Genomic DNA, 23,677 nt, shown 5'->3' with positions numbered 1-23,677 from the left:
GGGACCGGTGCATCGTCGACGCTCGAACGGAGCACCCCGCACGTGAACACCCAGACCACCACCCCCGTCGTCGGTATCGACGACATCGCCTTCGCCACCGGTGCGAACCGCATCGACCTGGCCGAGCTCGCCGGACGCTTCGGCGTCGAGCCGGCGAAGTACTACGTCGGCCTCGGCCAGAGCGAGATGAGCGTGCCCGCAGCCGACGAGGACATCGTCACCATGGCCGCCGCAGCGGCCGTGCAGATCATCGAGCGGCACGGGAGCGACCGTCTGCGCACGGTCCTCTTCGCCACCGAGTCGGGGATCGACCAGTCGAAGGCCGCCGGTGTCTACGTGCACCGCCTCCTCGGCCTGCCGCAGGCGGTCCGCGTCGTGGAACTCAAGCAGGCCTGCTATTCGGCCACCGCAGCACTCCAGTTCGCTGCAGCCCTCGTCGCTCGGAACCCCGAGGAGACCGTGCTCGTGATCGCGAGCGACGTCGCGCGCTACGAACTGCACTCGAACGCCGAACCGACGCAGGGTGCCGGTGCGGTGGCCATGCTCGTCGCGGCCGACCCCGCGATCCTCGAGCTCGAGACCGCGACCGGCGTGTACACGCAGGACGTCATGGACTTCTGGCGGCCGAACCACAGCGCGACCGCGATCGTCGACGGCAAGCTGTCGATCTCCGCGTACCAGGACGCGATCGAGGGCGCCTGGGCCGACTACCGCTCGCGCGGGGGAGCGGACTTCAGCGAGGTCGACCACTTCTGCTACCACCAGCCGTTCACGAAGATGGCGATCAAAGCGCACCGCCACCTTGCGAAGGCCGTCGGGGTCGAGCGCAGCCAGGAGGAGCTCGACGCGCAGATCGAGCCGACGACGGGTTACAACCGCCGCATCGGCAACAGCTACACTGCCTCGGTCTACCTGGCGTTGCTCGCCCTGCTCGATGGCGACCTCGACCTCAGCGGTCAGCGCATCGGCTTCCTGAGCTACGGCTCGGGTGCGGTCGCGGAGTGCTTCAGCGGCATCGTCCGGCCCGGCTACCGCTCGGCGCTCCGCAGTGACGCGAACCGGGCGAGCCTCGACGCGCGCACGGTCGTCGACGACGCCCGGTACCTGCAGCTGCTCGGTGACGCGGCGTCCGCTGATGTCCACGACTCGGAGCGCCCGCACGAGACCTCAGGCCCGTTCCGTTTCGCCGGTGTCGTCGCCGACCGCCGGCAGTACGAGGCCACCACCGTCTGATCCGGCTGGGCTCTGTTCGGCGGATCGCGTCGACCCTGCCCGTCACCCGCGGGCGGTGACGGCCCGGATCCGGTCGACGAGGAACGGCCCGAGGGTCCGCGACCAGGTGGCCGTGATGTGGTGCTGATCCCGGTAGACGAGCACGTTCCCGACGGCGAGCGGACAGGTCCCGTCCGTGCAGTACAGCTCGCCGAGGTCCACGACGGGAACGGCACCGTCGGTCATCGCGGCCGTTGCGGTGTTCAGGTCGAAGGTCGGGTAAGCGTCGGAAACGGGGAAGGCACACGCGCCGGCGATGAGGTCGGCGGCGCTCGAGCGGTCGACGCACGCGGCCGCCGCGGTCGGCACCCGAGGGTTGTCGCGCAACACGACGATCGACGTCCCGAGGTCGAGCACCGGCGTCCAGGCGGCGAGGGTCGCGCTGCGGATCGCGGCCTGTTGAGCGACCGAGGTCTCGTCGGGACTCTTCGAGGTGACGAGGACGATGTCGTACGGCCGCTCGCCCGTGAACGCCCGCTGCATGAGCGTGCGTCTGGACGCGCAGGCCTCCGAGTCGTCCGGACTCGGCGTCCGCCACTCGCAGCCCTTGCCGACGTAGACGTCGAGCCGCCAGTTCCGTGCCTCGAGCTGATCGATCAGCCCGGGGATGAGCATCGTCGCGTGCGAGTTCCCGGTGAGCGCGACGCGGGTGGCGTCCGGTCGGTCGGACCCGAAGGTGCAGCCGGGGAAGTCCGGGGCGTCGGCGGCTGCCGAACACCGGAAGGTGTCGCCGGTGTCCTCCGTGCGGACCGACAGCGGCGGGAGGAGTTCGTCTGCGAGCACCGGGTTGCTGCAGCCCGAGACGGCCGCGTCGGCACCGAAACACGGTTCACCACCGGAGACGTAGGCGTCGACCGTGCTTGCGAGCGCGCGCTCCTGGGCGGCGACGGTCTGGAGCCCGCCGACCGGGATGCACAGGACGACGAAGGTCGCCGCGGCGGCCAGGACGACGGTTCGACGCGGGCGCGCATCGACGAGGGGGCTCGCGCGTCGGACCGGGTCTTCGACGAACCGCTTCGTGAGCATCGCGAGCACGACGGTCAGCGCCAGGAGCGACGCGACCACCGCCCACCCGAGCGGCGTGCCGAGGTCGACGGACACGCCGAGCACGATCGGGGCGAAGACGATGAGCGGCCAGTGCCACAGGTACGTCGAGTACGAGATGCCGCCGAGGAACGACGACACCCGCGTCCGGGCCACCGTCGTCACCGACCACCGGTGCAGCGATGATCCGCCGACGATGACCAGGAGGCTACCGGTGACCGGCAGGGCGGCAGCGATCCCGGGGAACGGGGTCCGTTCGGTGAAGGTGAGCAGGCTCGTGGCCAGGAGCCCGATGCCGACAGCCCCGGCCACGGTCCGCCATCGGCTCCGGTGCACGACCACCGCCGGCCCGAGGAGCGCGAGGAGGCCGCCCGCTGCGAACTCCCACGCCCTGGCCGGGGTGACGAAGTAGGCCGGCGCCGGGTCGTGGGCGGTGAGCAGGATCGAGCAGACCAGTGACGCCGCGCCGATGACGCCGAGGGCTGTGCCGAGGGTGCGGCGGAGCTCCCAGCGGGACACGCGGCGCACGAGGACGAGACACATCACGACCACGAGTGGCCAGAGGAGGTAGAACTGCTCCTCGACGGCGAGTGACCAGAAGTGCTGGACCGGCGATGCGGCGTTCCCCTGCGCGAGGTAGTCGACGGCGCTGCCCGCGAGGAACCAGTTCTCCCAGGACGTCGCACTCGCCACCACCTCGGTGAAGAACTGCGTCCAGGCGCTCGGGGGAGCCAGTCGCCAGATGAGGACGCTCGTCACGGCGAGCACCAGGAGGGCGGCAGGGAGCAGCCGACGGAGGCGCCGGGCCCAGAACGCCGGCAGGTCGATCCGTCCGGTCTCGGAAGCCTGCCGGACGAGGTGGCCGGTGATCAGGTACCCGCTGACGACGAAGAACACGTCGACGCCGACGTAGCCGCCGGGGAGCAGGGAGGCGGCGAGGTGGAAGACCACCACCGAGACGACGGCGATCGCACGGAGCAGTTGGATGTCGGGCTGGGCCCGCGGCACCGTGCCGAGCATGGGAGAGGTGCCGAAGCTGTCCTGCAGTCGCGTCACCCGCGGTCCCACCCGTCCTGATCGGCGTCGGCGCTCCGCCGGGGCGGGCCTCGTGCGCCGGTGCGGCGGACGACGCGCCCAGGCTAGTCAGCCAGGGTGACGTGTCCGTGGACGGGAGGTGACCGGTTCGGTCGCGATGCGCTGCCCGACGCCGCCCTCCAGCGGCCGTCGTCCGGATCAGCTGACGTTGGCGCCGAACAACAGACCGAGGAGGTACGTCGCGGCCGCGGCCCCGTAGCCGATCGCCAGTTGTCGGAGCGCGCGTCGGAGCGGTGGCCCTCCGGACAACAGCCCGACGACGGCTCCGGTCCCGAGGAGGGCGACCCCGACGAGGACCGCCGCGACCAGGAGCGCGGCGAACCCCTGCAGGCCGAACAGGTAGGGCAGGACCGGGATGACCGCGCCCGAGGCGAAGAAGCAGAAACTCGAGAGTGCGGCGCCGAGACCGGTGCCGATGGCCTCGTGGTCGAGCACGGTCTGTGCCTCGCGCTGGTAGGTCCCGGCGCCGACCCGGCTGAGGACGTCGGCGGCGTGGGCCTCGGCCTCCCGGACCTCCATCCCGCGTGCACGGTAGACGAGGGCGAGCTCGTTCGCGTCGACGTCGAGGTGGGGGAGGGCGTCGTCGGCGGCGGGATTGGGGCTCGACGCCTCGAGGAGCTCGCGCTGCGACCGCACCGAGACGTACTCGCCGGCGCCCATCGACAGCGCGCCCGCCAGCAGCCCTGCGAGCCCCGCCGCGAGGACGACCCCGTTGCCGACGCCGGTCGCGCTCATCCCGATGACGAGCGCGAGGTTGGAGACGAGCCCGTCGTTCGCGCCGAACACCGCGGCCCGGAACGTGCCGGAGAGCCGGTTCCGGCCGCGGGCGGCGAGGCCCCGCACGACCTCCTCGTGGATCTGCTCGTCGGCGGCCATGCGTTCCGTGGCCGCGCGTTCGGTCGCGTACGGGGAGCGGGACTCGGCGCGCTGGACGAGGGCGAGGACGAAGACCGAGCCGAAGCGCCTCGCCAGCCACCCGAGGGTCCGCGTCCGCAGGTCGCCGCGTTGCGGCTTGCCGACGTCGTCACCGAGCAAGGCGATCCAGTGCGACTCGTGCCGTTTCTCGGCGTCGGCGAGGGCGAGCAGGATGTCGCGTTCCTCGCCGCTCCGCCGACTGGCGAGGTCGCGGTAGACGGCGGCCTCCGCGCGCTCGTCGGCGAGGTAGCCGCGCCAACGACGGCGCTCCCGGGGGCTGGGCGGATCCTGGCGTGCTGGTGATCCGTCGGTGGTCGACTCGCTCATCCGCCGATTCTCCCAGACGCAGGCCCGGCGGTGCCCGTCGCGAACGATCGTGACCTCCCCACACTGGGGCCGGGACGGCTGCAGCTTGTCCGACGCCTGCGGTGCGTCCTGAGGCGATGTCCAGGCACTGCGATCTACGATGGTGCTCATGCCCGAGAACTCCGCCCCGTCCCCTGACGCCTCACCGCTCGTCGGAGTCGTCATGGGCTCGGACTCCGACTGGAACGTCATGAGCGACGCGGCCCAGCTGCTGCGCGAGTTCGGCGTCCCCTTCGAGGTCGAGGTGCTCTCGGCGCACCGCACTCCGGAGAAGATGATCGCCTACGGCAAAGCGGCTCACGGCCGTGGCGTCAAGGTCGTCATCGCCGGTGCCGGAGGCGCCGCCCACCTGCCGGGCATGCTCGCCTCCGTCACCACCCTGCCGGTCGTGGGCGTCCCCGTGCCGCTGTCACGCCTCGACGGGCTCGACTCGCTCCTGTCGATCGTGCAGATGCCGGCCGGTGTCCCCGTCGCGACCGTCTCCATCGGCGGCGCGAAGAACGCGGCGCTGATCGCCGTCAAGATCCTCGCGACGGCCGACGACGCGCTGCACGAGGCGCTCGTCGCCTATGCCGCATCCCTCGCCGACTCCGTCGAGGAGAAGAACCGGAACCTCAAAGCCCAGCTATGACGAGTGCAGCCACCGCCGCGAAACCGATGCGGTATCCCGACACCCGTTCACGCGAGGTGATGACGAAGCGCGCCTGGTGGCTCGTCCTCCTCAACCTGCTCATCCCCGGATCCGCACAGGTCCTCGCCGGCAACCGGAAGCTCGGGCGGTTCGGGCTCGGCTTCACCCTGTTCCTCTGGCTGCTCGCCGTCGTCGGCGTAGCCCTCATGTTCCTCGCCCGCGAGGTACTCTTCACTCTCGCGACGAACCCGATCGCCCTCACCGTGGCGCAGGTCCTGCTCGTCGCCTACGCGATCCTCTGGGTGGTGCTGACCCTCGACACGCTGCGCCTCGTGCGGCTCGTCAAAGCGTCTCCGAACGCGAGGCTCGGGGTCGCCCTCTTCACGACCCTCGCGATGGTCCTGGTCGCGGGCGGCGCCGGATACGGTGCGGTCGTCGCGGGAGCCACCCGTGGTTCCATCTCCTCGATCTTCGGCAACACCGGTCCGTCCGAGCCGCCGGTGGACGGCTACTACAACATCCTGCTGCTCGGCGGCGACGCCGGCCCCGACCGCGACGGCATGCGGCCGGACAGCATGTCCGTCGTCAGCATCAACGCCGAAACGGGCCAGGCGACGACCATGTCGATGCCGCGCGACCTCGTCGACATCCCGTTCCCCGAGGGCAGCGAGATGGCGTCGATCTACCCCGACGGCTACGACGACTCCTGCGACGTGGACGTCTGCCAGCTCAACTCCATCTACACCGAGATCGAGCTGAAGAACCCCGAGCTGTTCCCGAAGGCCACGGCCGAGGCGAGCGAGCCCGGCATCGAGGCGATGAAGCAGGCGGCCGAGGGGATCACCGGCCTGCACATCCAGTGGTACGTGCTCATCGACATGTACGGGTTCGCGACGCTCATCGACACGCTCGGTGGCGTCGACATCGACGTCAAGGAGCGCCTCCCGATGGACGGCGACGCCGACCTCGAGAACGTCACGAAGTGGATCGAGCCCGGGCAGCAGCACATGGACGGCTGGACGGCCCTCATGTACGCCCGCTCGCGGCACTCGACGAGCGACTACGACCGCATGGAACGCCAGCACATCCTGCAGACGGCGATGCTCAAGCAGTTCAACCCGGCGAACGTCCTCGCACGCTTCCAGGACGTCGCGGCGGCCGGTGGCGACGTCGTGAAGACGGACGTCCCGCAGGGCATGCTCGGCTACTTCGTCAACCTCGCGCTCAAGACGCGGGAGCTGCCCATCAACTCCCTGCAGTTCGTGCCGCCGACGATCGACCCCGCAGAGCCCGACTACACGCTCATCCACCAGATGGTGCAGGACCAGCTGTTCCCGCCGTCGCCGAGCCCGGAGCCTGACGCCGGCTGACCGACCCCGGTCCCCGAGCCGCGACCCGGTCCCTGAGCCGCGGGAACCCCGGTCCCTGAGCCTGTCGAAGGGCGGTCCCTGACTCGCTGAACCCGGTCCCTGAGCCTGTCGAAGGGCGTCAGAGTTCCGCGTGCAGCTGCCAGACGCGTTCGGCGGAGTCCTGCCAGCTGAAGGCCTGTTCGCGGTCCATGCCGAGGATCCGTAGGCGTTCCAGACGCTCGGTGTCGCCGATGACGTCGTTGATGGTGGCGATGAGCCGGTCGGCGTAGCCCTTCGCGCCGGACTCGACCACGACGCCGGCGCCGCCACCGACCTCGACGAGGGCGGGGACGTCGGAGTGGATGACGGGCGTACCGAAGCGGAACGCCTCGACGAGCGGGAGCCCGAAGCCCTCGGCCAGGCTCGGGTAGACGAACGCGGTCGCGCGGTCGAGGACGACGGCGAGGTCGGCGTCGTCGAGGAAGCCGAGCGCACGCACCCGCCCCTCCGGCAGGCCCGCTTCGTCGGCGACCTGCGCCAGGGTCACGTCGCCCCAACTGTCGGTGCCGACGATGAGGAGCGGGAGGTCGGGGGCACCTGGTCGCCCGAGGCCCGTGATGAGCTCGGTGATCCCGCGCCGCGGGTCGAGCGAACCGACCGAGACGAGGTACTCGGACGGGAGGTCGAGCGTCCGGGCGCGGCCGTCGGCGTCGGTCGGGATGGTGAGCGTGGTCGCTGCGGCTCCGCCGATGACCCGGACCCGGTCGCCGAGGTCGACGATGTCGCGGAGTTCGTCGGCGACCGCGTGCGTCGGGACGACGATGGCGTCAGCGTGCTTCCGTGCCCGCTTGACCATCGCCTTCTGCCACGCGACCGACATCGGGGTGAGCGAGGAGGGGTGCGACCAGGCGAGGGTGTCGTGGATGGTCACGACGATCTGGTTGCCGTCGTTGATGCGATCGTGACGGTTGAGCGGCGCGAGCAGGCCGGGCGCGTGCACCATGCCGTTCGCCGTCCCCGGCGCGACGATGCCGAGCTGCCATGCGGCGCTCAGCTCCCGGCGGGGCAGCGTGGTGCGGTGCAGGGTCGCGAGGCCAGGAAGCTTCGACTCGATGAGGTCGATCTTCTCCTTCGACACCGCCGAGACGATGCCCTCGACCTCGCAACCGGCAGGAGCTCGCGCGATGAGCTCGCGCGTGAGTTCCTCGGAGTAGCGTCCGACCCCGCCGGCGACGGGCGCGACGATCTGGTCGACGACGACGCGGAGCGTGGTCACGGTGCGGTGACGACGCCGTGCTGCGTCGCTGCCTCGAAGGCCTCGCGCCAATCGCGCATGGGGGAGAGACCCGCTGCGGTCCAGGCGTCGTGGCCGAGGACGGAGTACGCGGGGCGGGGTGCCGGCCGGACGAATGCCGAGCTGTCGGTGGGGGAGACGCGGGCGGGGTCGGCGCCGACGGCGGCGAACACGGCCTGCGCGAAGTCGTACCACGAGGCCTCGCCGGCGTTCGTGCCGTGGTAGACACCGACTGGTGCGTCGGCGTCGAGCAGCGCGACGATCTGGGCCGCGAGGTCCGCCGTCCAGGTGGGCTGGCCGAGCTGGTCGATCACCACGGCGGGATCGACGCCGTTGGCGGCGAGCTTGGCCATGGTCGCCGCGAAGTTCGGGCCGTTCTTGCCGTAGAGCCACGCCGTCCGCACGATGTACGCGCCGGTGGGGTGCTCGGCGAGGACGGCCCGCTCGCCGTCGGCCTTCGTGCGACCGTAGGCGCTGATCGGCGCGAGCGCGTGGTCCTCCTTGTACGGCGAGGTGGCCGATCCGTCGAAGACGTAGTCGGTCGACACCTGCACGAGCTTCGCGCCGGCCTCGCGAGCGGCGACCGCGAGGTTGCGGGCGCCGATGGCGTTCACGGCGGCGGCGTCGGCCTCGTGCGACTCGGCGTCGTCGACCTTGGTGTACGCGGCGGCGTTGATGACGGCGGTGTGGCCGGCGACGGCGGCGCGGACGGCCTCGAGATCGGTCACGTCGAGCTCGGCGCGCCCGAGGGCGGTGACCTCGCGACCCGTCAGGGCCTCCTGCAGGTCGTGGCCGAGCATGCCGGAAGCGCCGGTGATCAGGTACGTCAAGATAAGGGTCCTCTCGGGAGTGGCCCGTTCATCGTACCCGGCTCGCGTGGGGAGGATCCTGTCGGCACCCCCTCGGCCTCAGGCTCCTCGAAGATGGTCCGCTGCGCCTCCTCGGCGCGGGCGAGGTTCGCCAGGCCGTCGGCACGGTGGTGCCCGTAGACCCAGAAACGGTAGAGGAAGAACCGGAAGAGGGTGCCGAGGCCGAGTCCGATGACGTTGGACGCGAGGTTGTCGGCGAGGAGCGAGGTGAACCCGAGGACGTAGTGGCTCAGGTAGAGGCAGCCGACGGCGATGGCCATCCCGCCCAAGGAGACGACGATGTACTCCCCGAGCTCCAGGACGAAGTTCTTCCGCCGGTGCTCGCGGAAGGTCCAGTAGCGGTTGCCGATCCAGTTGAAGATGATCGCGACCGAGACGCTGATGACCTTGGCGCCGATCGGGGACTGGGCGAGATGGTCGTGACCGAAGACGCCGACGCGCAGCAGGTTGAAGACGAGCACGTCCAAGCCGAACCCGATGAGTCCGACGACGCCGAACTTCACCGCATAGGCGGCGACCCCGTGCCAGAGGCGTTGGAGCAGCGTGGTCATGGTGGGCCGTTCTGTGCGAGGACACTCGATTATGCATGAGCCGACCCGGAGCGATGCTGGGGGAATGCCGTCATCCGGCACCCTCTTGGTAGACTCCCCGGGTGCAGATCCGCGAACTGAACGTCCCCGACAGCTATGAGATCACGCCGAAGCAGTTCGGCGACGACCGAGGCGTCTTCCTCGAGTGGTACCGCTTCGACAAGCTCGAAGAGGCCTCCGGCCGCTCCATCAAGCTGGCCCAGTCCAACACCTCGGTGTCGAAGCGTGGCTCGGTCCGCGGCATCCACTTCGCCGACATCCCGATCGGCCAGGCGAAGTACGTCACGGCCACGCGTGGTGCCGTGCTCGACTACGTCATCGACATCCGGGTCGGGTCGCCCACCTTCGGCCAGTGGGACTCGGTGCTCCTCGACGACACCGACCGCAAGGCGATCTTCATCTCCGAGGGCCTCGGCCACTGCTTCGTCGCCCTGACCGACGACGCGACCGTCAGCTACCTCGTGACCGACGTCTACCGCCCCGACCGCGAGCACGGGATCAACCCGCTCGACGAGCGGATCGGTCTCGTCATCCCCCCGGAGGCCGGCACGCCACTGCTCTCGCCCAAGGACACCGACGCGCCCGGGCTCGACGAGGCGGCCGCGGCCGGTCTGCTTCCGAGCTGGGACGACGCCCGGGCGTTCTACCAGAGCCTGCGCTCCTGACGCCTCACCCCGTGAGGCCCGCGCGCGGGCCTCACGGGGAGCGTCTCACGGGGTGAAGCGGTCGACGCCCTTCCAACCCCATCGACGAGAGATCACTTTGCGCTGACGCTTCGGCAGCTCGTCGTCGGCGATGCTCCGGTCGAGCGACGTCACGATCGGTTCGCAGAGCGTGAGCACCCGGTTGCCCTGCGACCAGACCTTCGCAGCCAGGTCCAGTTCGGCGCAGTACCCGTCGAGCTCGGCGTTGAACCCGCCGACCGCTTCGAACACCAGTCGGTCGATGACGGCGAACTCCGTCGAGACGGCGGAGACCTCCCGGTTGACCGTGAGCGCACCATAGGTGCTGTCCGTGCCAGCCGGCCAGCCGCGGAACGCGTCGCGGAGGTGCGTCTGCGACTTGCGGTACCCGGCGTGCTTGACCGTCTCGTCAGGGAAGACGATGCGTCCGCCCGCGAAGGCGACGTCGGGCTCGCCGAGCGCACCGGCGAGCCGCGTGAGCGTCTCCGGCTGCAGCTCGGTGAGGGACTCGCCGAGGAGGACCAGGAGGTCGCCGCGGGCTTCGACGGACGCCTCGTGCAACAGCCGCGTCCGCTCGTCGGCGGTGGTGTGGACGAAGGAGACGGGGAACCGTCCGGGAGCCCGGGTGACCGGTGAGGCGTCGCGGCCGGCGGGCAGCGCGACGATGAGCTCCACGATCTGCGCGGCGACATCCGACGCGTCGAGTTCTGCCAGCAGAGCGTCGAGGCGCGGCGCGGTCGCGTCCGCTGCGACGAGGATCGACAGGGTCCGATCGGACCGGAGCCGGTGACGGACCGCGTAGGTCCCGAAGTTCGGACCGAAGGCGACCTCGGCATCGATACCGCGTCGCTCGACCGCCGCCGCGACCGCGGCGAGACCGGCGTCCCACGCGTAGCTCTTCTCGGAACCGTTGAGCGCCGTCGAGCCGGGCACCGCCCGCCAGTGGTACAGGACTTCGGGCACGTGGGCGATGCCGCGGGCCTGTTCCGTGAACCGCAGGACGAGGTCGTGGTCCTGCGAGCCGTTGTACGCGGAGTTGAAGGGACCGACCTCGCGCAGCAGGGAGGTCCGGAACACGGACAGGTGCGAGGTGAACATCTGACCGAGCAACCGCTCCGGCGACCACTCCGGCTTCGCGAAGGGGATCCGGTAATGACCCTTGTCGGTCATGACGTCCTGGTCGGTGTACACGTAGTCGATGTCGACCCCCGCCTCGATGGCGTCCTGCACCATGGCGAGGGCCCGAGGGTCGAGGGTGTCGTCGTGATCGAGCAGCGCGACGAAGACGCCCCGGGCTGCGTCGATGCCGGCGTTCGAGGCCTCCGAGATGTTGCGGTTCTCCGGCAGCTCGATGAGCACGATCCGCGGGTCGGACGCGGCGCACGCGCGGGCGGTCTCGCGGGTCCGGGGATCGGGGGAGGCGTCGTCGACGAGCACGAGCTCCCAGTCCTCGTAGCTCTGCAGCTGCACAGACGCGACCATCTCCTGCAGGAGGAACGGCGTCGTGTTGTACAAGGGCACGACGACGGAGAACTGCGGTCCGGACGAGATCGTCGGATCGGCAGCGGTCACGACCGGCCTCCGCGGAGACGCTTGACGACCCCGACGGGGCTCATCACGGCGGCGCCGATGCGCCACGTCCGTGAGCCGGTGAACTCGCGCACCAGGCGTTCGTGGTCGCGTTCGCGCTCAGCCGAGATCCGCAGGTAGAGCGACTCGAAGTAGTGCTGACCGACCCTCGCCTGAGCGAGTTCGTCGCGGAGTCTCAGGTTCTCGTGTGCGAGCGGCAGCCCGTCCAGTTCCAGCTTGGACGCCGCCAGACGCTGCCGTGCGTGCTCCGCCTCCGCCGTCGCTCCCGTGACTGCGTCACGCAGTCTCAGGATCTCGGCGCGAAGTTCGCGCACGTCGTTCGTCTCGGCCTCTGGTGCCGAAGCGCTGTCACTCACGGTGTTCTCCTTTTGTCTTTGCTACGGTTGACAGGCTATCGGACCGGTTCGCCCGGTTCGTCGGCGACCATTCAGGAACGGACGGCGTCCCCTGGCCTCGGCCCTCGGATGCGATCCGACCAGCCGACATCGTTTCGGCGACGACCTCAGAGGAAAGTGACCGATGCGCGGCATCATTCTCGCCGGTGGATCCGGCACGCGGCTCTGGCCGATCACCAAGGGCATCTCCAAGCAACTGATGCCGATCTACGACAAGCCGATGATCTACTACCCCCTGTCGACGCTGATGATGGCGGGGATCAAGGAGATCCTCATCATCACCACGCCCGAGTACAACGAGCAGTTCCGCGCGCTCCTCGGCAACGGCGACGACCTGGGCATCAGGCTCGAGTACGCCGTGCAGCCCTCGCCCGACGGCCTGGCGCAGGCGTTCATCATCGGCGAGGAGTTCATCGGCGACGAGAGCGTCGCGCTCGTGCTGGGCGACAACATCTTCCACGGCACCGGGCTGGGTTCCGCCCTCCGCAGCCACAACGACATCGACGGCGCGCTCATCTTCGCCTACCAGGTCGCCGACCCGAAGGCGTACGGCGTCGTCGAGTTCGACGACGACTTCAAGGCGCTCTCCATCGAGGAGAAGCCCGCGCAGCCGAAGAGCAACTACGCCGTCCCCGGGCTCTACTTCTACGACAACTCCATCGTCGAGATCGCGAAGACCATCGAACCCTCCGCCCGTGGGGAGCTCGAGATCTCCACGGTCAACGAGCGCTACCTCGAGCAGGGCGAGCTGCAGGTGCAGGTCCTCGACCGCGGCACCGCCTGGCTCGACACCGGCACCTTCGAATCGATGATGCAGGCCTCGGAGTACGTGCGGGTCATCGAGGACCGACAGGGCTTCAAGGTCGGTTGCATCGAGGAGATCGCCTGGCGTGCCGGGTGGATCGACGACGAGCGTCTCGCGGCGCTCGCCGCGCCACTCGTGAAGAGCGGTTACGGCCGCTACCTGCAGACGCTGCTCGCGCAGGCGTGATCGAGCGGTGAGTCGGGCGGCCATCGGGAGGCTCGCGGTCGTCACCTGCTACCGGCATCCCGACTACATCCGGGCGATCACGCTGCGGCAGGGCGTCGCGGACTCGGGTGCCGTCGACGAGATGGTCGTCGTGAAGAACACCCGGCGTGGTGTCCTGCGGTATCTCGACGTCGCCGCCCAGCTCGTCCGTCTCCGGATGGCCGGCACCGCGGACGCCTTCCTGGTGACCTTCCGCGGGTACGAGATCCTCCCGCTCGTGCTGCTGCTGGCCGGTCGTCGGCCGGTCTACTACGACGAGTTCATCAACCCCGTCGAGTGGTTCGTCGACGAGCACCACAAGTTCCCACCCGGGTCGGCGCGCGCGCGGCTCCTGCGCACCGTCTTCCGCTCTCTGATGCGTCGGTGCGCCGGTGTCCTCAGCGACACCGCCTCGCACGCCGACTTCTCGGCCCAGCGGATGGGGCTCCCACCGGAACGGTTCAGCGTGGTGCCCGTGGGGAGCGACGAGGCGACCTTCGCGCCTCGGGCGCACGGACCCGGCCCGGTCCGGTCCGTCGACGCGGCGTTCACCGTCCTGTACTACGGCTCGATGCTGCCGCTGCACGGGGTCGACACCGTCATCGCCGCAGCGGTGGCGCTCCGATCCGATGCGCGCGTCCGGTTCCTCTTCGTCGGCGGGGGAGCGGAGACGGCACGGCTCGTCGCCGAGGCCCGATCGCGGGGAGCGGCCGTCGAGCACCGCGCATGGGTCGACTACGAGGTGCTCCCCGAGCTCTTCTCCGAGGTCGACCTGCTGCTCGGCGGCCCCTTCGGCGGCACCGTCCAGTCGCAGTTCGTCATCACCGGGAAGACGATGCAGTACCTGTCGAGCGCGCGACCGGCGGTGGTCGGCGGGAACGAGGAGACCGGAGTCTTCACGGACCGCGTCGACGCCCTGGTCGTCCCGCAGCGCGACCCGGCGGCACTCGCAGAGGCCGTCCGGTGGGCCGCCGACCATCCCGAGGAGCTCGAACGGATCGGTCGACGCGGCCGCGAGCTGTACGACCGACGGTGGTCGTCAGTCCGAGTCGCCGAGGCGCTTCGCGCTCTGCTGCTGGACGGCGGACCGCAGGTGGAACGCCCCTGAGATGAGGAACAGCACCCCGAGGAAGACCGCGTAGATCGCGCGATCGGCGATGCCGGCAGCGACGATGGTGTCGGACGGGATGCCGTGGAGGTGCTGCGCGAAGTAGAGGAAGCCCTCACGGATGCCGATCGCACCCGGCGTCAGAGAGACGAACAGGGACAGGTTCGCGCTCGCCGCGTAGACGAGCGAGTGGAGGTAGTCGTAGGGGCCGGCGACGGCGTTCACCTCGACGAAGTAGATCACGCTCATCACGAGCGCCTGGACGACGGTGATGCCGGCGATCGCGACCACCGTCCCCGCCCGGTCGCCGAGCCCCAGCTTCCACGTCGCCACGACGACGACGCCTGCGCCGACCGTGAGGCCGAGCACCGACAACCACGGCAGGGTCGTCGCGAACAGGAGTGACGCGTTCACCGCGCCGAACACGAACAGGTAGAAGAGGGTCGCGAGGGTGTAGTCGCGGAGGCGCACGCCGACGGTGGTCTTCAGGTAGACGGCGCGGACCCCGGGCCCGGTCTGCAGGGGGCCGAAGAAGTTGGCGACCGTCGAGTAGACCGTCAGGCTCGCACCCGGCCCGATGGCGATCCGTCTGCCGCACAGCCGCACCGTGGCGAGGAGGATCAGGAAGTGCGTCACGAGCACGAGGACGTACAGCCCGAACAGGAGCGAGAGGTTGCCCCAGCCGATCGAGAGCGCGTCGGCGATGACGCCCGGGTTCGTCCAGACGTACACGACCAGGAAGACGGCGAAGGCGACGAGGACGGTGACGCCGATGCCTCGCCGGTGGCTCCGGAGCCAGGCGACGAACGCCGAGCCGACGAACGCCGCCCAGAGGCGACGGACCGCTCCGATGGGGTCAGTCGCCATACCGTTGCAGTTTCAGGTAGTCGAGCATCTCCTCGTTGAGCGTCCGGTTGATCCTCGTGAGGTCGGCGACCACACCGATCGCGAACGACAGCAGCGAGCCCATGAGGAGGGTCGCGCCCACCAGAAGGCTCTGCAGGTGGTTCCCCTGGTCGTCCACGAGCATGAGGACGAGGTATCTCGCGAACGGGGTGATCCCCGCGAGGAGGAGGATGAGGCCCAGACCCGCGAACACGACGTACGGCCGGTACATGAGATAGGCGCGCACGATCGCGACACCCGACTGGTACATGTGTTCACCGATCGAGGAGAACAGGCGGGACTCGCGCGTCTTCGGGTTCGTCCGGACGGGGATGCTCGTGATAGCCAGACGCTTGTTGCCCGCCTGGATGATGGTCTCCATGCAGTAGCTGAACTTCGTCACGACGTTGAGCCTGATGAGCGAGTACTTCGAGTAGGCGCGGAAGCCGCTCGCCGCGTCCGGGAGCGTGGTCTTCGCCGCCTTGTTGACGACGAAGCTGCCGAACCGCTGCATGGCCTTCTTGAACGGCGAGAAGTGCTCGATGAGCGCGGTCTGGCGGTCGGCGACGACGATCTCCGCCCGCCCCTCGAGGATCGGCTGGACGAGGTCGCCGATCCGGTCCTGCGGGTACTGGTTGTCGCCGTCGGTGTTCACCACGATGTCCGCACCGTGGAGGAGGGCGTAGTCGACGCCGTCCCGGAACGATCTGGCGAGCCCCATGTTCGTCGCATGGCGGACGATGTGCGTCACGCCGTGGGCCCGGGCTACCTCGACCGTGCGGTCGGTCGAACCGTCGTCGATCACCAGGATCTCGATCTCGTCGATGCCGGGGATCGACCGCGGGATCGATTCGAGCACCGCTGGGAGCGTCGTCTCCTCGTTCAGGCAGGGGATCTGGATGAACAGTCGCACGTCGTCCTCTCGCTGGCCGTCTCGCAGCTGTCCATTATCCCCGATCGGCCCGGCCGAGTTCGCGCTGTGGAGGCGAGCAGGCATAATCGAGGGTGCGCTCGGTCGGCCCCGGTGCAACCGAGATGCGAGACCCAGGACGCCCATGACTGCTCAACCGGACACGGCACCGGACGCCCCCTCGCGTCCCACCGTCCCGGTCGCGGCGCTCCGCGTGCTCGGCATCGTGGCGTGGGCGTCCCTGATCGCCTTCGTGGTCCTGTCGATCGGTCTGCCGCTCATCGGGGTCGGTACCTTCATGGGGACCGACATCCTGTACCGCTTCGCGCCGTGGGCCTCCGCCGGCGGTTCGACCGAGGTGGGCACCAACGCGATGATCGGCGACACGATCGACTCGGGCGTTCCGCAGATGTGGACGATCGTCGAGGCCGCGCGCCACGGCTTCTTCGCCGAGTGGCTGCCGTATCAGGCCGGCGGCTCGGAGCTCGGCGGACTCCCGAACTCCGGTCTGTACTCGCCGATCTCCTTCGGGTGGTGGTTCCTGCCGGTCGCCGTCGCCCCCGGGTTCACGAAGCTGGTCGAGATGATCGTCGTGACCCTCGGCTGTTCGCTGTTCCTGCGACGGCTCGGTGTGCCCCACCAGGCGTGGCCGATCGCGAGCGTCGTCTTCCTCGCCTCGGGGTTCATGATCTCGTGGACGAACTGGCCGCAGACCAGGGTCGCGGCGTTCATCCCGCTCCTGTTCTGGGCGCTCGACCGCGCGGCCGTCCGCCGGCGCCTCCTCGACATCGTGCCGGTGGGGCTGGTGCTCGCGGGCATGCTCCTCGGCGGGTTCCCGGCCATCGTCGGGTACGCCCTCTACGGCGGCGCCGCCTACGTCCTGGTGCGCGCGATCGTCGTCCACCGCCGGTTCTGGAAGGTCATCACCGCGGGCCTCGTCAGTGCCGCCGGCGTCGTCCTCGGGTTCCTGCTCTCGGCGTGGACGCTGCTGCCGTTCGCCCTGAACGCGGTGGCCGTCCTCGACTTCAGTGGCCGGCGGCAGGGGCCCGAGAACCACCTGAGCATCGACGACCTCCTCTCGGCCTTCGTCCCGAGTCTCGTCGGCGAGGTGAGCTCCGGTGACACCTGGGGGAACAGCTCGCCCGTCGAGCGTCTGTCCTACGTCGGTGCGACGGCAGTGGTCCTCGCCGTCGTGGCGCTCCTCCTCCAGCGGCGGCGGGGCGGTCGTCGCGACATGAGCCTGTTCCTCGCGGTCGCGCTGATCCTGTCCGGAGTGCTGGTGTACCTCGGCGGGCCGGTCCTCGGCACCGCACAACAGCTCCCCATCTTCGACAGCAACCGGATCGGACGGTTGCGCGTCATGCTGGGGTTCTTCGTCGCCATCCTCGCGGGCGTCGGGTTCGGGCGGCTGCTGGAGCGCGGCGACACGGCGCCGGTGTCACCGCCCACGACATCGCGTCGACCGCTCGGCCGTTGGCTCTGGGGCCTCGCGACGCTCGGCTCGGGGATCGCCGCTGCGACGCTCCTCGCCGTCGCGCTCCAGCGCGCCGTGGTGTCCGCGCCGGAACGGTTCACCGCCCTCCTCGAGACGCAGGTGCTGTGGACGGTGGTCCTGCTCGCCGTCGCCGCGGCGCTCGTCGTCGTCGTGCTCGCGACCAGGCGTGGTGGCATCCGCATCGTCGCGCTCTGCTTCGTGCCGCTGCTCGTGGCCGCACCGGCCGTCTTGGTGGCCGACACCTGGTGGCCGAAGTCGGACACCGCGAGTGTGTACCCCGACACCCCGACCACGAGGTTCCTCCAGCAGCATCTCGGCGAGTCGCGGTACGCGTCGGTCGACCACGCCATGCTCACCGGGACGAACTCGATGTACCGGGTCCGCTCGCTCGGTGGACACACGTTCCAGACCGTCGAGTGGAAGTCCCTCCTCCTGCGCCTGGACACGGAGTCGCTCGCCTCGGCGACGTATTCGACGCTCAACTACCCGAGTCTGGTCTCGTCGATCGAGTCCCCGATCCTGGACCGGCTCGCGGTGAAGTACGTCGTGATGGAGCCGAACCTCCCGGTCCCAGGCCGGTACGAGGACACTCCGGCCTCGGAGGAGGCCGTCCCGATCGGTGACGGCGAGATCGCCGTCTCGACCGTGCGGACCGGACCGGTGCGCAGCCTGTCCTTCCCGATGCTGGAGCCGGTCCTCGGCGCCGAGGGCGGCACCACCCTCGAGGTCACCCTCGTCGACCCGGTGACGGAGCAGGTCCTGGCCTCGACCTCCACGTGGTACCGCACCATCGAGGGTCAGCGGAGTGTGGCGATCGACGGGAGTGGCATCGCCCCCGACGCGTCCTGGCGGGCGGAGATCTCCATCGACCACGGACAGGGGAGGATCGCGTCCGACGCACTGGAACCCGAGGCCGCCGCCGTGTCGCTCAACCGTCCGATGGAGGACGGCCTCACGGTCGCGCACACCGGCGACGCGACCGTCGTCGAGCGGGCGACCGCCCTCGACCGCGTGCGCTGGGCGTCGGACGGCCTCGTCGAGCGCGACCCCTCGCGCCGGGTGTCCCTCATGGAGGATCCCGTCCTGCCGTCCACGACCGTCCTGCTGGAGGATCCCGACGACCTCATCGGTGTCGACCCGACGGCGACCACCGCGGACAGTGCGCCGACGACGGCGTCCAACGCCGACGTCGAGGTGCGCGACCAGGGATGGGACCTGAACCGGACCGTGGTCGACGTCGACGCCGACGACGCCGGATGGGTCGTCTTCGCCGACTCGCTCCGACGCCCCGGTTGGTCGGTCACGGTCGACGGGGTCGCCAGTCCGCTGGTCGACGCGGAGCAGGCGGGAGCCGCGGTCCGGGTCGAGGCCGGCGAGCACCGGGTCGAACTCGCCTACCGTACGCCCGGGCTCGACCAGGGCATCACCGCGACCCGCGTCGGCGTCGGGCTCTCGGTGCTCATCATCGTCGGGTCCCTGGTGACACGGTGGGGTCGGCGCGCACGAACCACCGCCGCGACTGACGAACCGGAGCCCGCGAGCACGCAGTAGCTCGGCGGGCACCGAGCAGCGGGTCTCAGCCCTGGTGCGGGTAGGTCGCCTCGTAGGCGGCGATCACCGGATCGGCCGGGCCGACGAGCTCGAGGTTCCCCTTGTTGATCCAGGCGGCGTGGTCGCACATCTGCTTGACGGTGCCCATCGAGTGGCTGACGAGGATCACAGTCTTGCCGGCGGCCTTGAAGTCCTCGAACTTCTGGAAGCACTTCTGCTGGAATTCGGCGTCACCGACGGCGAGGACCTCGTCGACGACCAGGATGTCGGGGTCGACGTTGATGGCGACCGAGAAGCCGAGACGGACATACATGCCGGAGGAGTAGTTCTTCACCGGCTGGTCGATGAACTGCTCGACGCCGGAGAAGGAGACGATGTCGTCGAACTTGCGCTGGATCTCCTTGCGGCTCATCCCGAGGATCGATCCGTTGAGGAAGACGTTCTCCCGGCCGGACAGCTCGGGGTGGAACCCTGAGCCGACCTCGAGCAGGGCGGCGACCTTGCCGTTCGCGCTGATGTTCCCGTGTTCCGGGTACAGGATCTTCGCGAGGCACTTCAGCAGGGTCGACTTGCCGGAACCGTTGCTGCCGATGAGCCCGAAGGTGGAGCCGACGGGGACGTCGAAGGTGATGTCGCGGAGCGCCCAGAAGTCCTCGTGCACCGAGATCTTGCGGCGCATGATGGCGGACTTCAGGCTCTGGTTCCGCTCGTGGTACAGGCGGAACTTCTTGCTGACGGAGTCGACGTGGACGGCGGTTTCGGTCATAGGATCTCGGCCAGTCTTTTCTCTTTACGGGTGAACATGAGGAAGCCGCCGACGAGTGCGACGAGCGCCCAGGCGACGCAGGCGAGGGCGTCTGCGGGGTCGGGCCAGCGCTGGTCGTACATGAGGTTCCGGAACACCGAGACGAAGTGGAACATCGGGTTGGACTCGTAGATGTTCATCACCGTGATGTCCGTCCCGAGGAGGCCGCCGAGCTTGTCGGACTGGACCTCGACGAGCGACGGCGGGTAGATGATCGGGGTCAGGTACATCCAGATCTGCAGGAGGATCGAGACGAGGTGCTGGGTGTCGCGGAAGTAGACGTTCGCGATCGCGAGGATGAGCCCGACACCGGTCGCGAAGGCGGCGAGGACCACCATGAACACGGCGACCAGGGGGAGCCACAGGATGACGCCCCACCCGCCGACCGCGCACAGCACGATCACGAGGACGCCCATCTCGAACAGCCAGTTGTAGCCCATGGTGAGCACGGAGGAGATCGGGAGGACGACGCGCGGGAAGTACACCTTCGTGATGAGGCTCGCGCCGCCGACGATGGAGTTCATGCTCGCGGACAGCGCGCCGGAGAAGAAGGACCAGGGGAGGAGGCCGCACAGGAGCCAGACGGCGAAGATGTGCAGACCGCTCGGGTCTCCGGGGTCCGGCTCGGCGCGCAGCAGGAAGTAGAAGACGAACGAGTACACCAGCATCGACGAGAGCGGGCTCACGAGCGACCACAGGCGACCGAGGATGGTCCGCTTGTACTGGCCGCGGATGTCTCGGAGAGTGAGATTCGCCAGGAGTTCCCTGGCGGATGCCAGATCCCTGAGATACTGCATGGAGCCTCGATTTGGGGTTCGGGTGACACGGGTGCGCAACCCGGACAATATACCGTAGCCATCCTGTGAGCCCGGGACCGGCGCGGCCTGCGCGGCCCGTCATACGGTCTGCGACGTGGCCTAGGGTTGATCGCGGATACGAGGACCCGTTCGGCTTTCGGCGGTCCGAGGTCGACGAGAGGAACGGTTCGATGATGAGAGGTGCTTCGGCGCTCGGGCTCGGTGACATCACGACTGAGACCCCGGTCTCCTGGGTGGGCAAGGCCTCGTACTGGTCGCCCACGCACGTCGTCCCGTCGGCCTGGCACGAGCACGCTCCCTTCGCCTTCTGGCTCGTGGACGCGCTTCGTCCGTCGACCTTCGTCGAGCTCGGCTCCCACAACGGCTTCTCCTACTTCGCCGTCTGCGAGGCCGTGCAGCGTCTCGGGCTCGACACGAGCTGCTCGGCGATCGACAGCTGGGAGGGCGACGAGCACGCCGGGTTCTACGGCGACGACGTCTATCGGTCGGTCACCGAGATCAACGAGGCCTCGTACAGCGGCTTCTCGCGACTCATCCGCTCCTACTTCAGCGACGCCGTCGACCAGTTCGAGGACGGGTCGATCGAACTGCTGCACATCGACGGACGGCACCGGTACGAGGACGCCGTCGAGGACTTCGAGACCTACCGACCGAAGCTCGCGGCCACGGCGGTCGTCATCTTCCACGACACCTTCGAGTTCGAGCGCGGCTTCGGTGTCCACCGACTGTGGGCCGAACTGTGCGAGCGGTACCCGGACTCGACGTTCCAGTTCGAGCACGGGCACGGCCTGGGCGTGCTCGGCCTGGGCGACCTCCCGCAGCCGCTGGTCGACTTCTTCGCCGCCGGACGGGCCGACCCTGATGCGGTGCGCGCCGACTACGCACGCCTTGGCGCGGTCGTCACGGCACGGGCGGGCCTCATGCAGGAGCGGTCGGACGCCCTGGCGGCGGTCGAGCGACAGGAGGCCGAGCTCGGTGCCGTGCGGTTGCACGCGACCCAGCTCGAGATCGAGTTGCAGCGAGCTCGCGACCGCTTCACCGAGGTGACCGACAGCACGGTGTGGCGGGCGACGAGCCCGCTCCGTCGGCTCGTCGACCGCGCCCGACGCCGCTGAACGACCGCCACTGGGCCGGGATCGGGCCGATGTTAGACTCGTCGGGTTAACCCGCCCGACGGAATCGAACGAGGGAATGACCATGACGACGAAACGCCCGACGGCGGCCGAACTGGCAGGCGAGGAACGAGTGCTCGCACTCGTCGACCGGGTGATCGGGCTCGAGGCCGAACTCGCCCGAGCATCGATCTACTTCTCGCCGACGAAGGACGACTTCGACGTCCTCGAGCGCGAGATGCAGGGGCTGCGTCAGCAGCTCGCCGCGGTCCACTCGACGCGCACCTGGAAGGCGGGCCGCGCCGTGCTGGCACCGCTCCGCGTGCTGAAGCGCGGACGCGCCTGACCCGATGGCCATCCCCTCCGCTTCCGGGACGACCGGTGCTCCGCTCGTCTCCTTCCTCGCCATCCGTCCCGACGGTGCGCGCGTCCAGGACCTGCTCGCCTCGTTGACCGGTCAGACCGACTGGGAACTCGTGCTCGTGGCTCCTGTCGGGACCGTCCCCGATCACCGGTCGATCGTCCGTGCCGACGCTGCGGCGTCCGCGCCGGTCAGCCGGCTGATCGAGACCGGGGTCGCCTCTGCTAGCGGCCGCTTCGTGTCCGTGCTGCCGGACGTCGGCGTGCCGGACGAGAAGACGATCCAGACCCTCGTCGACTGGCTCGCGCTCGCACCCGACGCCGCGGTGGTCTACTCCGACGAGTCCGCCGTCCGTCCCGACGGCGGGATCGAGGTGGTCTCCAAGCAGGGGCCGGCACCGGAGCGGTTGCGCTGCCAGTTCTACTACGGCGACCTGCTGCTGTTCCGCCGCGACACCCTCGCCGAGATCGGCGGGCTGTCCCACGACGTGGACGGCGTCGAGCTCTACGACGCCGCGCTGCGGTGCGTCCAGGCCGGTGCCGTCACGCTCCACGTGCCACGCGTGCTGTTCCACGCACCGTCGCGCCGCGACATCGGCGCGTTCGCGGAAGCGCAGCTCGGTCACGTCCGGGCGGTCCTCGAGCGTCACCTCGCCGCCACCGGCGGTGGAGAGGTGCGGGCGGTCGCCGCGGACGGCGTCCACACCACCGTGCGTCCCCTCCACGGCGAGCCACTCGTGTCCGTCGTCATCCCCACCCAGGCGCGCTACAGCGCGCCGCTGCTGGCCGGCGACGAACCCCACAGCTACCTCCTGCACGCCCTTCGCGGCCTCGTGGAACGGACGACGTACCAGAACCTCGAGGTCGTCCTCGTCGTCGACACCGACCCCGAGCCCGCCGTCATCGACGAGGCCCGCGCACTGCTCGGCGACCGCCTCGTCGTCGTCGACTTCGACCTGCCGTTCAACTTCGCGGCCAAGGCGAACCGCGGCGTGCTGAGCGCCGTCGGCGAGTACGTCCTCATGCTGAACGACGACGTCGAGGTCATCACCCCCGACTGGATCGAGTCCCTGCTGCGCCTCGCGCAGCTCCCGGGCGCAGGCATGGCCGGCTGCATGCTCTACTACGAGGACGACACCATCCAGCACGGTGGGCACCACTACTGGATGGGTAGCCCGACGCATATCGGCCTGCAGGTCCCGCGCGGGTCGGCCGGATCGCAGCACGCGTTCCAGGTCGAGCGCGAGGTCGGTGGCGTGACCGCCGCCTGCTCCCTGTTCCCGCGATCCGTGTATCTCGAGGTCGGCGGCATGACCACGTTGCTGCCCGGCGCGTTCAACGACGTCGACTTCTGCCTCAAGGTGGCGGAGCTCGGGTACCAGGCCTACTGGACGCCACGAGCCGAGCTGTACCACTTCGAGTCGAAGACCCGCGATGCCCGCGTCCGCGCCTACGAGCTCGAGACCCTCGGACGGCGTTGGCGCCACCGACTCCACCAGCCGCAATACTGGCCATTCCCGGAATAGAGGTC

21 protein-coding genes are annotated in these 23,677 nt (G+C 69.5%); 10 read left to right on the top strand and 11 right to left on the bottom strand.

Annotated elements, in window-relative coordinates; all coding sequences use genetic code 11:
• Positions 1 to 42: 42 nt before the first annotated feature.
• A complete protein-coding gene (locus ITJ57_RS13885; RefSeq protein ID WP_194670688.1) occupies positions 43 to 1,233 on the top strand; it encodes a hydroxymethylglutaryl-CoA synthase in 1,191 nt (396 codons plus the stop codon).
• A gap of 42 nt (positions 1,234 to 1,275) precedes the next feature.
• Here the strand turns inward: ITJ57_RS13885 and ITJ57_RS13880 are convergent, their stop codons facing one another.
• A complete protein-coding gene (locus tag ITJ57_RS13880) occupies positions 1,276 to 3,372 on the bottom strand; it encodes an acyltransferase family protein (protein WP_194670687.1) in 2,097 nt (698 codons plus the stop codon).
• A gap of 177 nt (positions 3,373 to 3,549) precedes the next feature.
• On the bottom strand, positions 3,550 to 4,653 hold the full coding sequence (locus tag ITJ57_RS13875; protein WP_194670686.1) for a VIT1/CCC1 family protein: 1,104 nt from the start codon (positions 4,651 to 4,653) through the stop codon (positions 3,550 to 3,552).
• A gap of 148 nt (positions 4,654 to 4,801) precedes the next feature.
• On the opposite strand from ITJ57_RS13875, the gene purE reads away from it, so the two are divergent.
• Positions 4,802 to 5,323: a 5-(carboxyamino)imidazole ribonucleotide mutase gene (gene purE / locus ITJ57_RS13870; RefSeq protein WP_370582408.1), complete on the top strand. Its 522-nt coding sequence runs from the start codon at positions 4,802 to 4,804 to the stop codon at positions 5,321 to 5,323.
• Positions 5,320 to 6,693: an LCP family protein gene (locus ITJ57_RS13865; RefSeq protein ID WP_228507256.1), complete on the top strand. Its 1,374-nt coding sequence runs from the start codon at positions 5,320 to 5,322 to the stop codon at positions 6,691 to 6,693. Before purE ends, ITJ57_RS13865 begins: the two co-directional genes overlap by 4 nt.
• 118 nt (positions 6,694 to 6,811) lie before the next feature.
• Here ITJ57_RS13865 and ITJ57_RS13860 read toward each other — a convergent pair whose 3' ends face one another.
• Genes ITJ57_RS13860 through ITJ57_RS13850 form a run of 3 tightly spaced genes read right to left on the bottom strand, consistent with a single transcriptional unit; the run spans position 6,812 to position 9,386 of the window.
• Positions 6,812 to 7,948, bottom strand: a complete 1,137-nt coding sequence (locus ITJ57_RS13860; RefSeq protein ID WP_194670684.1) for a glycosyltransferase family 1 protein — start codon at positions 7,946 to 7,948, stop codon at positions 6,812 to 6,814.
• On the bottom strand, positions 7,945 to 8,796 hold the full coding sequence (gene rfbD / locus ITJ57_RS13855; RefSeq protein WP_228507252.1) for a dTDP-4-dehydrorhamnose reductase: 852 nt from the start codon (positions 8,794 to 8,796) through the stop codon (positions 7,945 to 7,947). The genes ITJ57_RS13860 and rfbD overlap by 4 nt, the downstream gene beginning before the upstream one ends.
• Complete coding sequence (locus tag ITJ57_RS13850; protein ID WP_194670683.1) at positions 8,793 to 9,386, bottom strand: GtrA family protein; 594 nt, start codon at positions 9,384 to 9,386, stop codon at positions 8,793 to 8,795. The genes rfbD and ITJ57_RS13850 overlap by 4 nt, the downstream gene beginning before the upstream one ends.
• 101 nt (positions 9,387 to 9,487) lie before the next feature.
• On the opposite strand from ITJ57_RS13850, the gene ITJ57_RS13845 reads away from it, so the two are divergent.
• A complete protein-coding gene (locus tag ITJ57_RS13845; protein WP_194670682.1) occupies positions 9,488 to 10,090 on the top strand; it encodes a dTDP-4-dehydrorhamnose 3,5-epimerase in 603 nt (200 codons plus the stop codon).
• Positions 10,091 to 10,135: 45 nt separating this feature from the next.
• Here the strand turns inward: ITJ57_RS13845 and ITJ57_RS13840 are convergent, their stop codons facing one another.
• Both ITJ57_RS13840 and ITJ57_RS13835 read right to left on the bottom strand, forming a co-directional pair.
• Positions 10,136 to 11,680 carry a glycosyltransferase gene (locus ITJ57_RS13840; RefSeq protein ID WP_194670681.1) on the bottom strand — a complete coding sequence of 515 codons (1,545 nt, stop codon included), beginning with the start codon at positions 11,678 to 11,680 and terminating at the stop codon, positions 10,136 to 10,138.
• The gene (locus tag ITJ57_RS13835; protein WP_194670680.1) at positions 11,677 to 12,054 is read right to left on the bottom strand and encodes a hypothetical protein; all 378 of its coding nucleotides are present in this window, start codon (positions 12,052 to 12,054) and stop codon (positions 11,677 to 11,679) included. The genes ITJ57_RS13840 and ITJ57_RS13835 overlap by 4 nt, the downstream gene beginning before the upstream one ends.
• A gap of 163 nt (positions 12,055 to 12,217) precedes the next feature.
• Here ITJ57_RS13835 and rfbA point away from each other — a divergent pair, with 163 nt between their 5' ends.
• Both rfbA and ITJ57_RS19830 read left to right on the top strand, forming a co-directional pair.
• Entirely contained in the window at positions 12,218 to 13,084 is an 867-nt protein-coding gene (rfbA, locus tag ITJ57_RS13830; RefSeq protein WP_056012813.1) for a glucose-1-phosphate thymidylyltransferase RfbA, read from the top strand.
• A 7-nt stretch (positions 13,085 to 13,091) separates the two neighbouring features.
• Positions 13,092 to 14,210, top strand: coding sequence for a glycosyltransferase (locus tag ITJ57_RS19830; RefSeq protein WP_194670679.1), 1,119 nt, complete (start codon positions 13,092 to 13,094; stop codon positions 14,208 to 14,210).
• On the opposite strand, the gene ITJ57_RS13820 is transcribed toward ITJ57_RS19830, so the two are convergent.
• Both ITJ57_RS13820 and ITJ57_RS13815 read right to left on the bottom strand, forming a co-directional pair.
• Positions 14,142 to 15,077 (bottom strand): lysylphosphatidylglycerol synthase domain-containing protein, encoded by a 936-nt coding sequence (locus tag ITJ57_RS13820; RefSeq protein ID WP_194670678.1) that lies wholly within the window; start codon positions 15,075 to 15,077, stop codon positions 14,142 to 14,144. The two genes, ITJ57_RS19830 and ITJ57_RS13820, sit on opposite strands and share 69 nt — an antisense overlap.
• A complete protein-coding gene (locus ITJ57_RS13815) occupies positions 15,067 to 16,008 on the bottom strand; it encodes a glycosyltransferase family 2 protein (protein WP_194670677.1) in 942 nt (313 codons plus the stop codon). The genes ITJ57_RS13820 and ITJ57_RS13815 overlap by 11 nt, the downstream gene beginning before the upstream one ends.
• A gap of 142 nt (positions 16,009 to 16,150) precedes the next feature.
• Here ITJ57_RS13815 and ITJ57_RS13810 point away from each other — a divergent pair, with 142 nt between their 5' ends.
• On the top strand, positions 16,151 to 19,051 hold the full coding sequence (locus tag ITJ57_RS13810; protein ID WP_194670676.1) for a hypothetical protein: 2,901 nt from the start codon (positions 16,151 to 16,153) through the stop codon (positions 19,049 to 19,051).
• A 25-nt stretch (positions 19,052 to 19,076) separates the two neighbouring features.
• Here ITJ57_RS13810 and ITJ57_RS13805 read toward each other — a convergent pair whose 3' ends face one another.
• Positions 19,077 to 19,817 (bottom strand): ABC transporter ATP-binding protein, encoded by a 741-nt coding sequence (locus ITJ57_RS13805; RefSeq protein WP_082456132.1) that lies wholly within the window; start codon positions 19,815 to 19,817, stop codon positions 19,077 to 19,079.
• Positions 19,814 to 20,653 (bottom strand): ABC transporter permease, encoded by an 840-nt coding sequence (locus ITJ57_RS13800; protein WP_194670675.1) that lies wholly within the window; start codon positions 20,651 to 20,653, stop codon positions 19,814 to 19,816. Before ITJ57_RS13800 ends, ITJ57_RS13805 begins: the two co-directional genes overlap by 4 nt.
• 191 nt (positions 20,654 to 20,844) lie before the next feature.
• Here ITJ57_RS13800 and ITJ57_RS13795 point away from each other — a divergent pair, with 191 nt between their 5' ends.
• The 3 genes from ITJ57_RS13795 to ITJ57_RS13785 all read left to right on the top strand — a co-directional run bounded on the left by ITJ57_RS13795 (position 20,845) and on the right by ITJ57_RS13785 (position 23,672).
• Entirely contained in the window at positions 20,845 to 21,789 is a 945-nt protein-coding gene (locus ITJ57_RS13795; protein WP_194670674.1) for a class I SAM-dependent methyltransferase, read from the top strand.
• Between the two features lie 82 nt (positions 21,790 to 21,871).
• Entirely contained in the window at positions 21,872 to 22,132 is a 261-nt protein-coding gene (locus ITJ57_RS13790; RefSeq protein ID WP_194670673.1) for a hypothetical protein, read from the top strand.
• Positions 22,133 to 22,136: 4 nt separating this feature from the next.
• Entirely contained in the window at positions 22,137 to 23,672 is a 1,536-nt protein-coding gene (locus tag ITJ57_RS13785; RefSeq protein WP_194670672.1) for a glycosyltransferase, read from the top strand.
• The last annotated feature ends 5 nt before the right edge of the window (positions 23,673 to 23,677 follow it).

The sequence above is a fragment of the Plantibacter sp. VKM Ac-2880 genome, from assembly GCF_015351235.1.
In the GTDB taxonomy this organism is placed as follows: domain Bacteria; phylum Actinomycetota; class Actinomycetes; order Actinomycetales; family Microbacteriaceae; genus Plantibacter.
The sequence above is the reverse complement of the archived record's forward strand: the minus strand, read 5'-3'. Positions and strand labels throughout refer to the sequence as shown.

Excerpts from the sequence above, each read along its gene's own strand:
- ITJ57_RS13875 (WP_194670686.1), bottom strand. The coding sequence starts at position 4,653 with ATGAGCGAGTCGACCACCGACGGATCACCAGCACGCCAGGATCCGCCC.
- purE (WP_370582408.1), top strand. The coding sequence starts at position 4,802 with ATGCCCGAGAACTCCGCCCCGTCCCCTGACGCCTCACCGCTCGTCGGA.
- ITJ57_RS13865 (WP_228507256.1), top strand. The coding sequence starts at position 5,320 with ATGACGAGTGCAGCCACCGCCGCGAAACCGATGCGGTATCCCGACACC.
- ITJ57_RS13850 (WP_194670683.1), bottom strand. The coding sequence starts at position 9,386 with ATGACCACGCTGCTCCAACGCCTCTGGCACGGGGTCGCCGCCTATGCG.
- rfbA (WP_056012813.1), top strand. The coding sequence starts at position 12,218 with ATGCGCGGCATCATTCTCGCCGGTGGATCCGGCACGCGGCTCTGGCCG.
- ITJ57_RS13820 (WP_194670678.1), bottom strand. The coding sequence starts at position 15,077 with ATGGCGACTGACCCCATCGGAGCGGTCCGTCGCCTCTGGGCGGCGTTC.
- ITJ57_RS13810 (WP_194670676.1), top strand. The coding sequence starts at position 16,151 with ATGACTGCTCAACCGGACACGGCACCGGACGCCCCCTCGCGTCCCACC.
- ITJ57_RS13805 (WP_082456132.1), bottom strand. The coding sequence starts at position 19,817 with ATGACCGAAACCGCCGTCCACGTCGACTCCGTCAGCAAGAAGTTCCGC.
- ITJ57_RS13800 (WP_194670675.1), bottom strand. The coding sequence starts at position 20,653 with ATGCAGTATCTCAGGGATCTGGCATCCGCCAGGGAACTCCTGGCGAAT.
- ITJ57_RS13795 (WP_194670674.1), top strand. The coding sequence starts at position 20,845 with ATGATGAGAGGTGCTTCGGCGCTCGGGCTCGGTGACATCACGACTGAG.
- ITJ57_RS13790 (WP_194670673.1), top strand. The coding sequence starts at position 21,872 with ATGACGACGAAACGCCCGACGGCGGCCGAACTGGCAGGCGAGGAACGA.
- ITJ57_RS13785 (WP_194670672.1), top strand. The coding sequence starts at position 22,137 with ATGGCCATCCCCTCCGCTTCCGGGACGACCGGTGCTCCGCTCGTCTCC.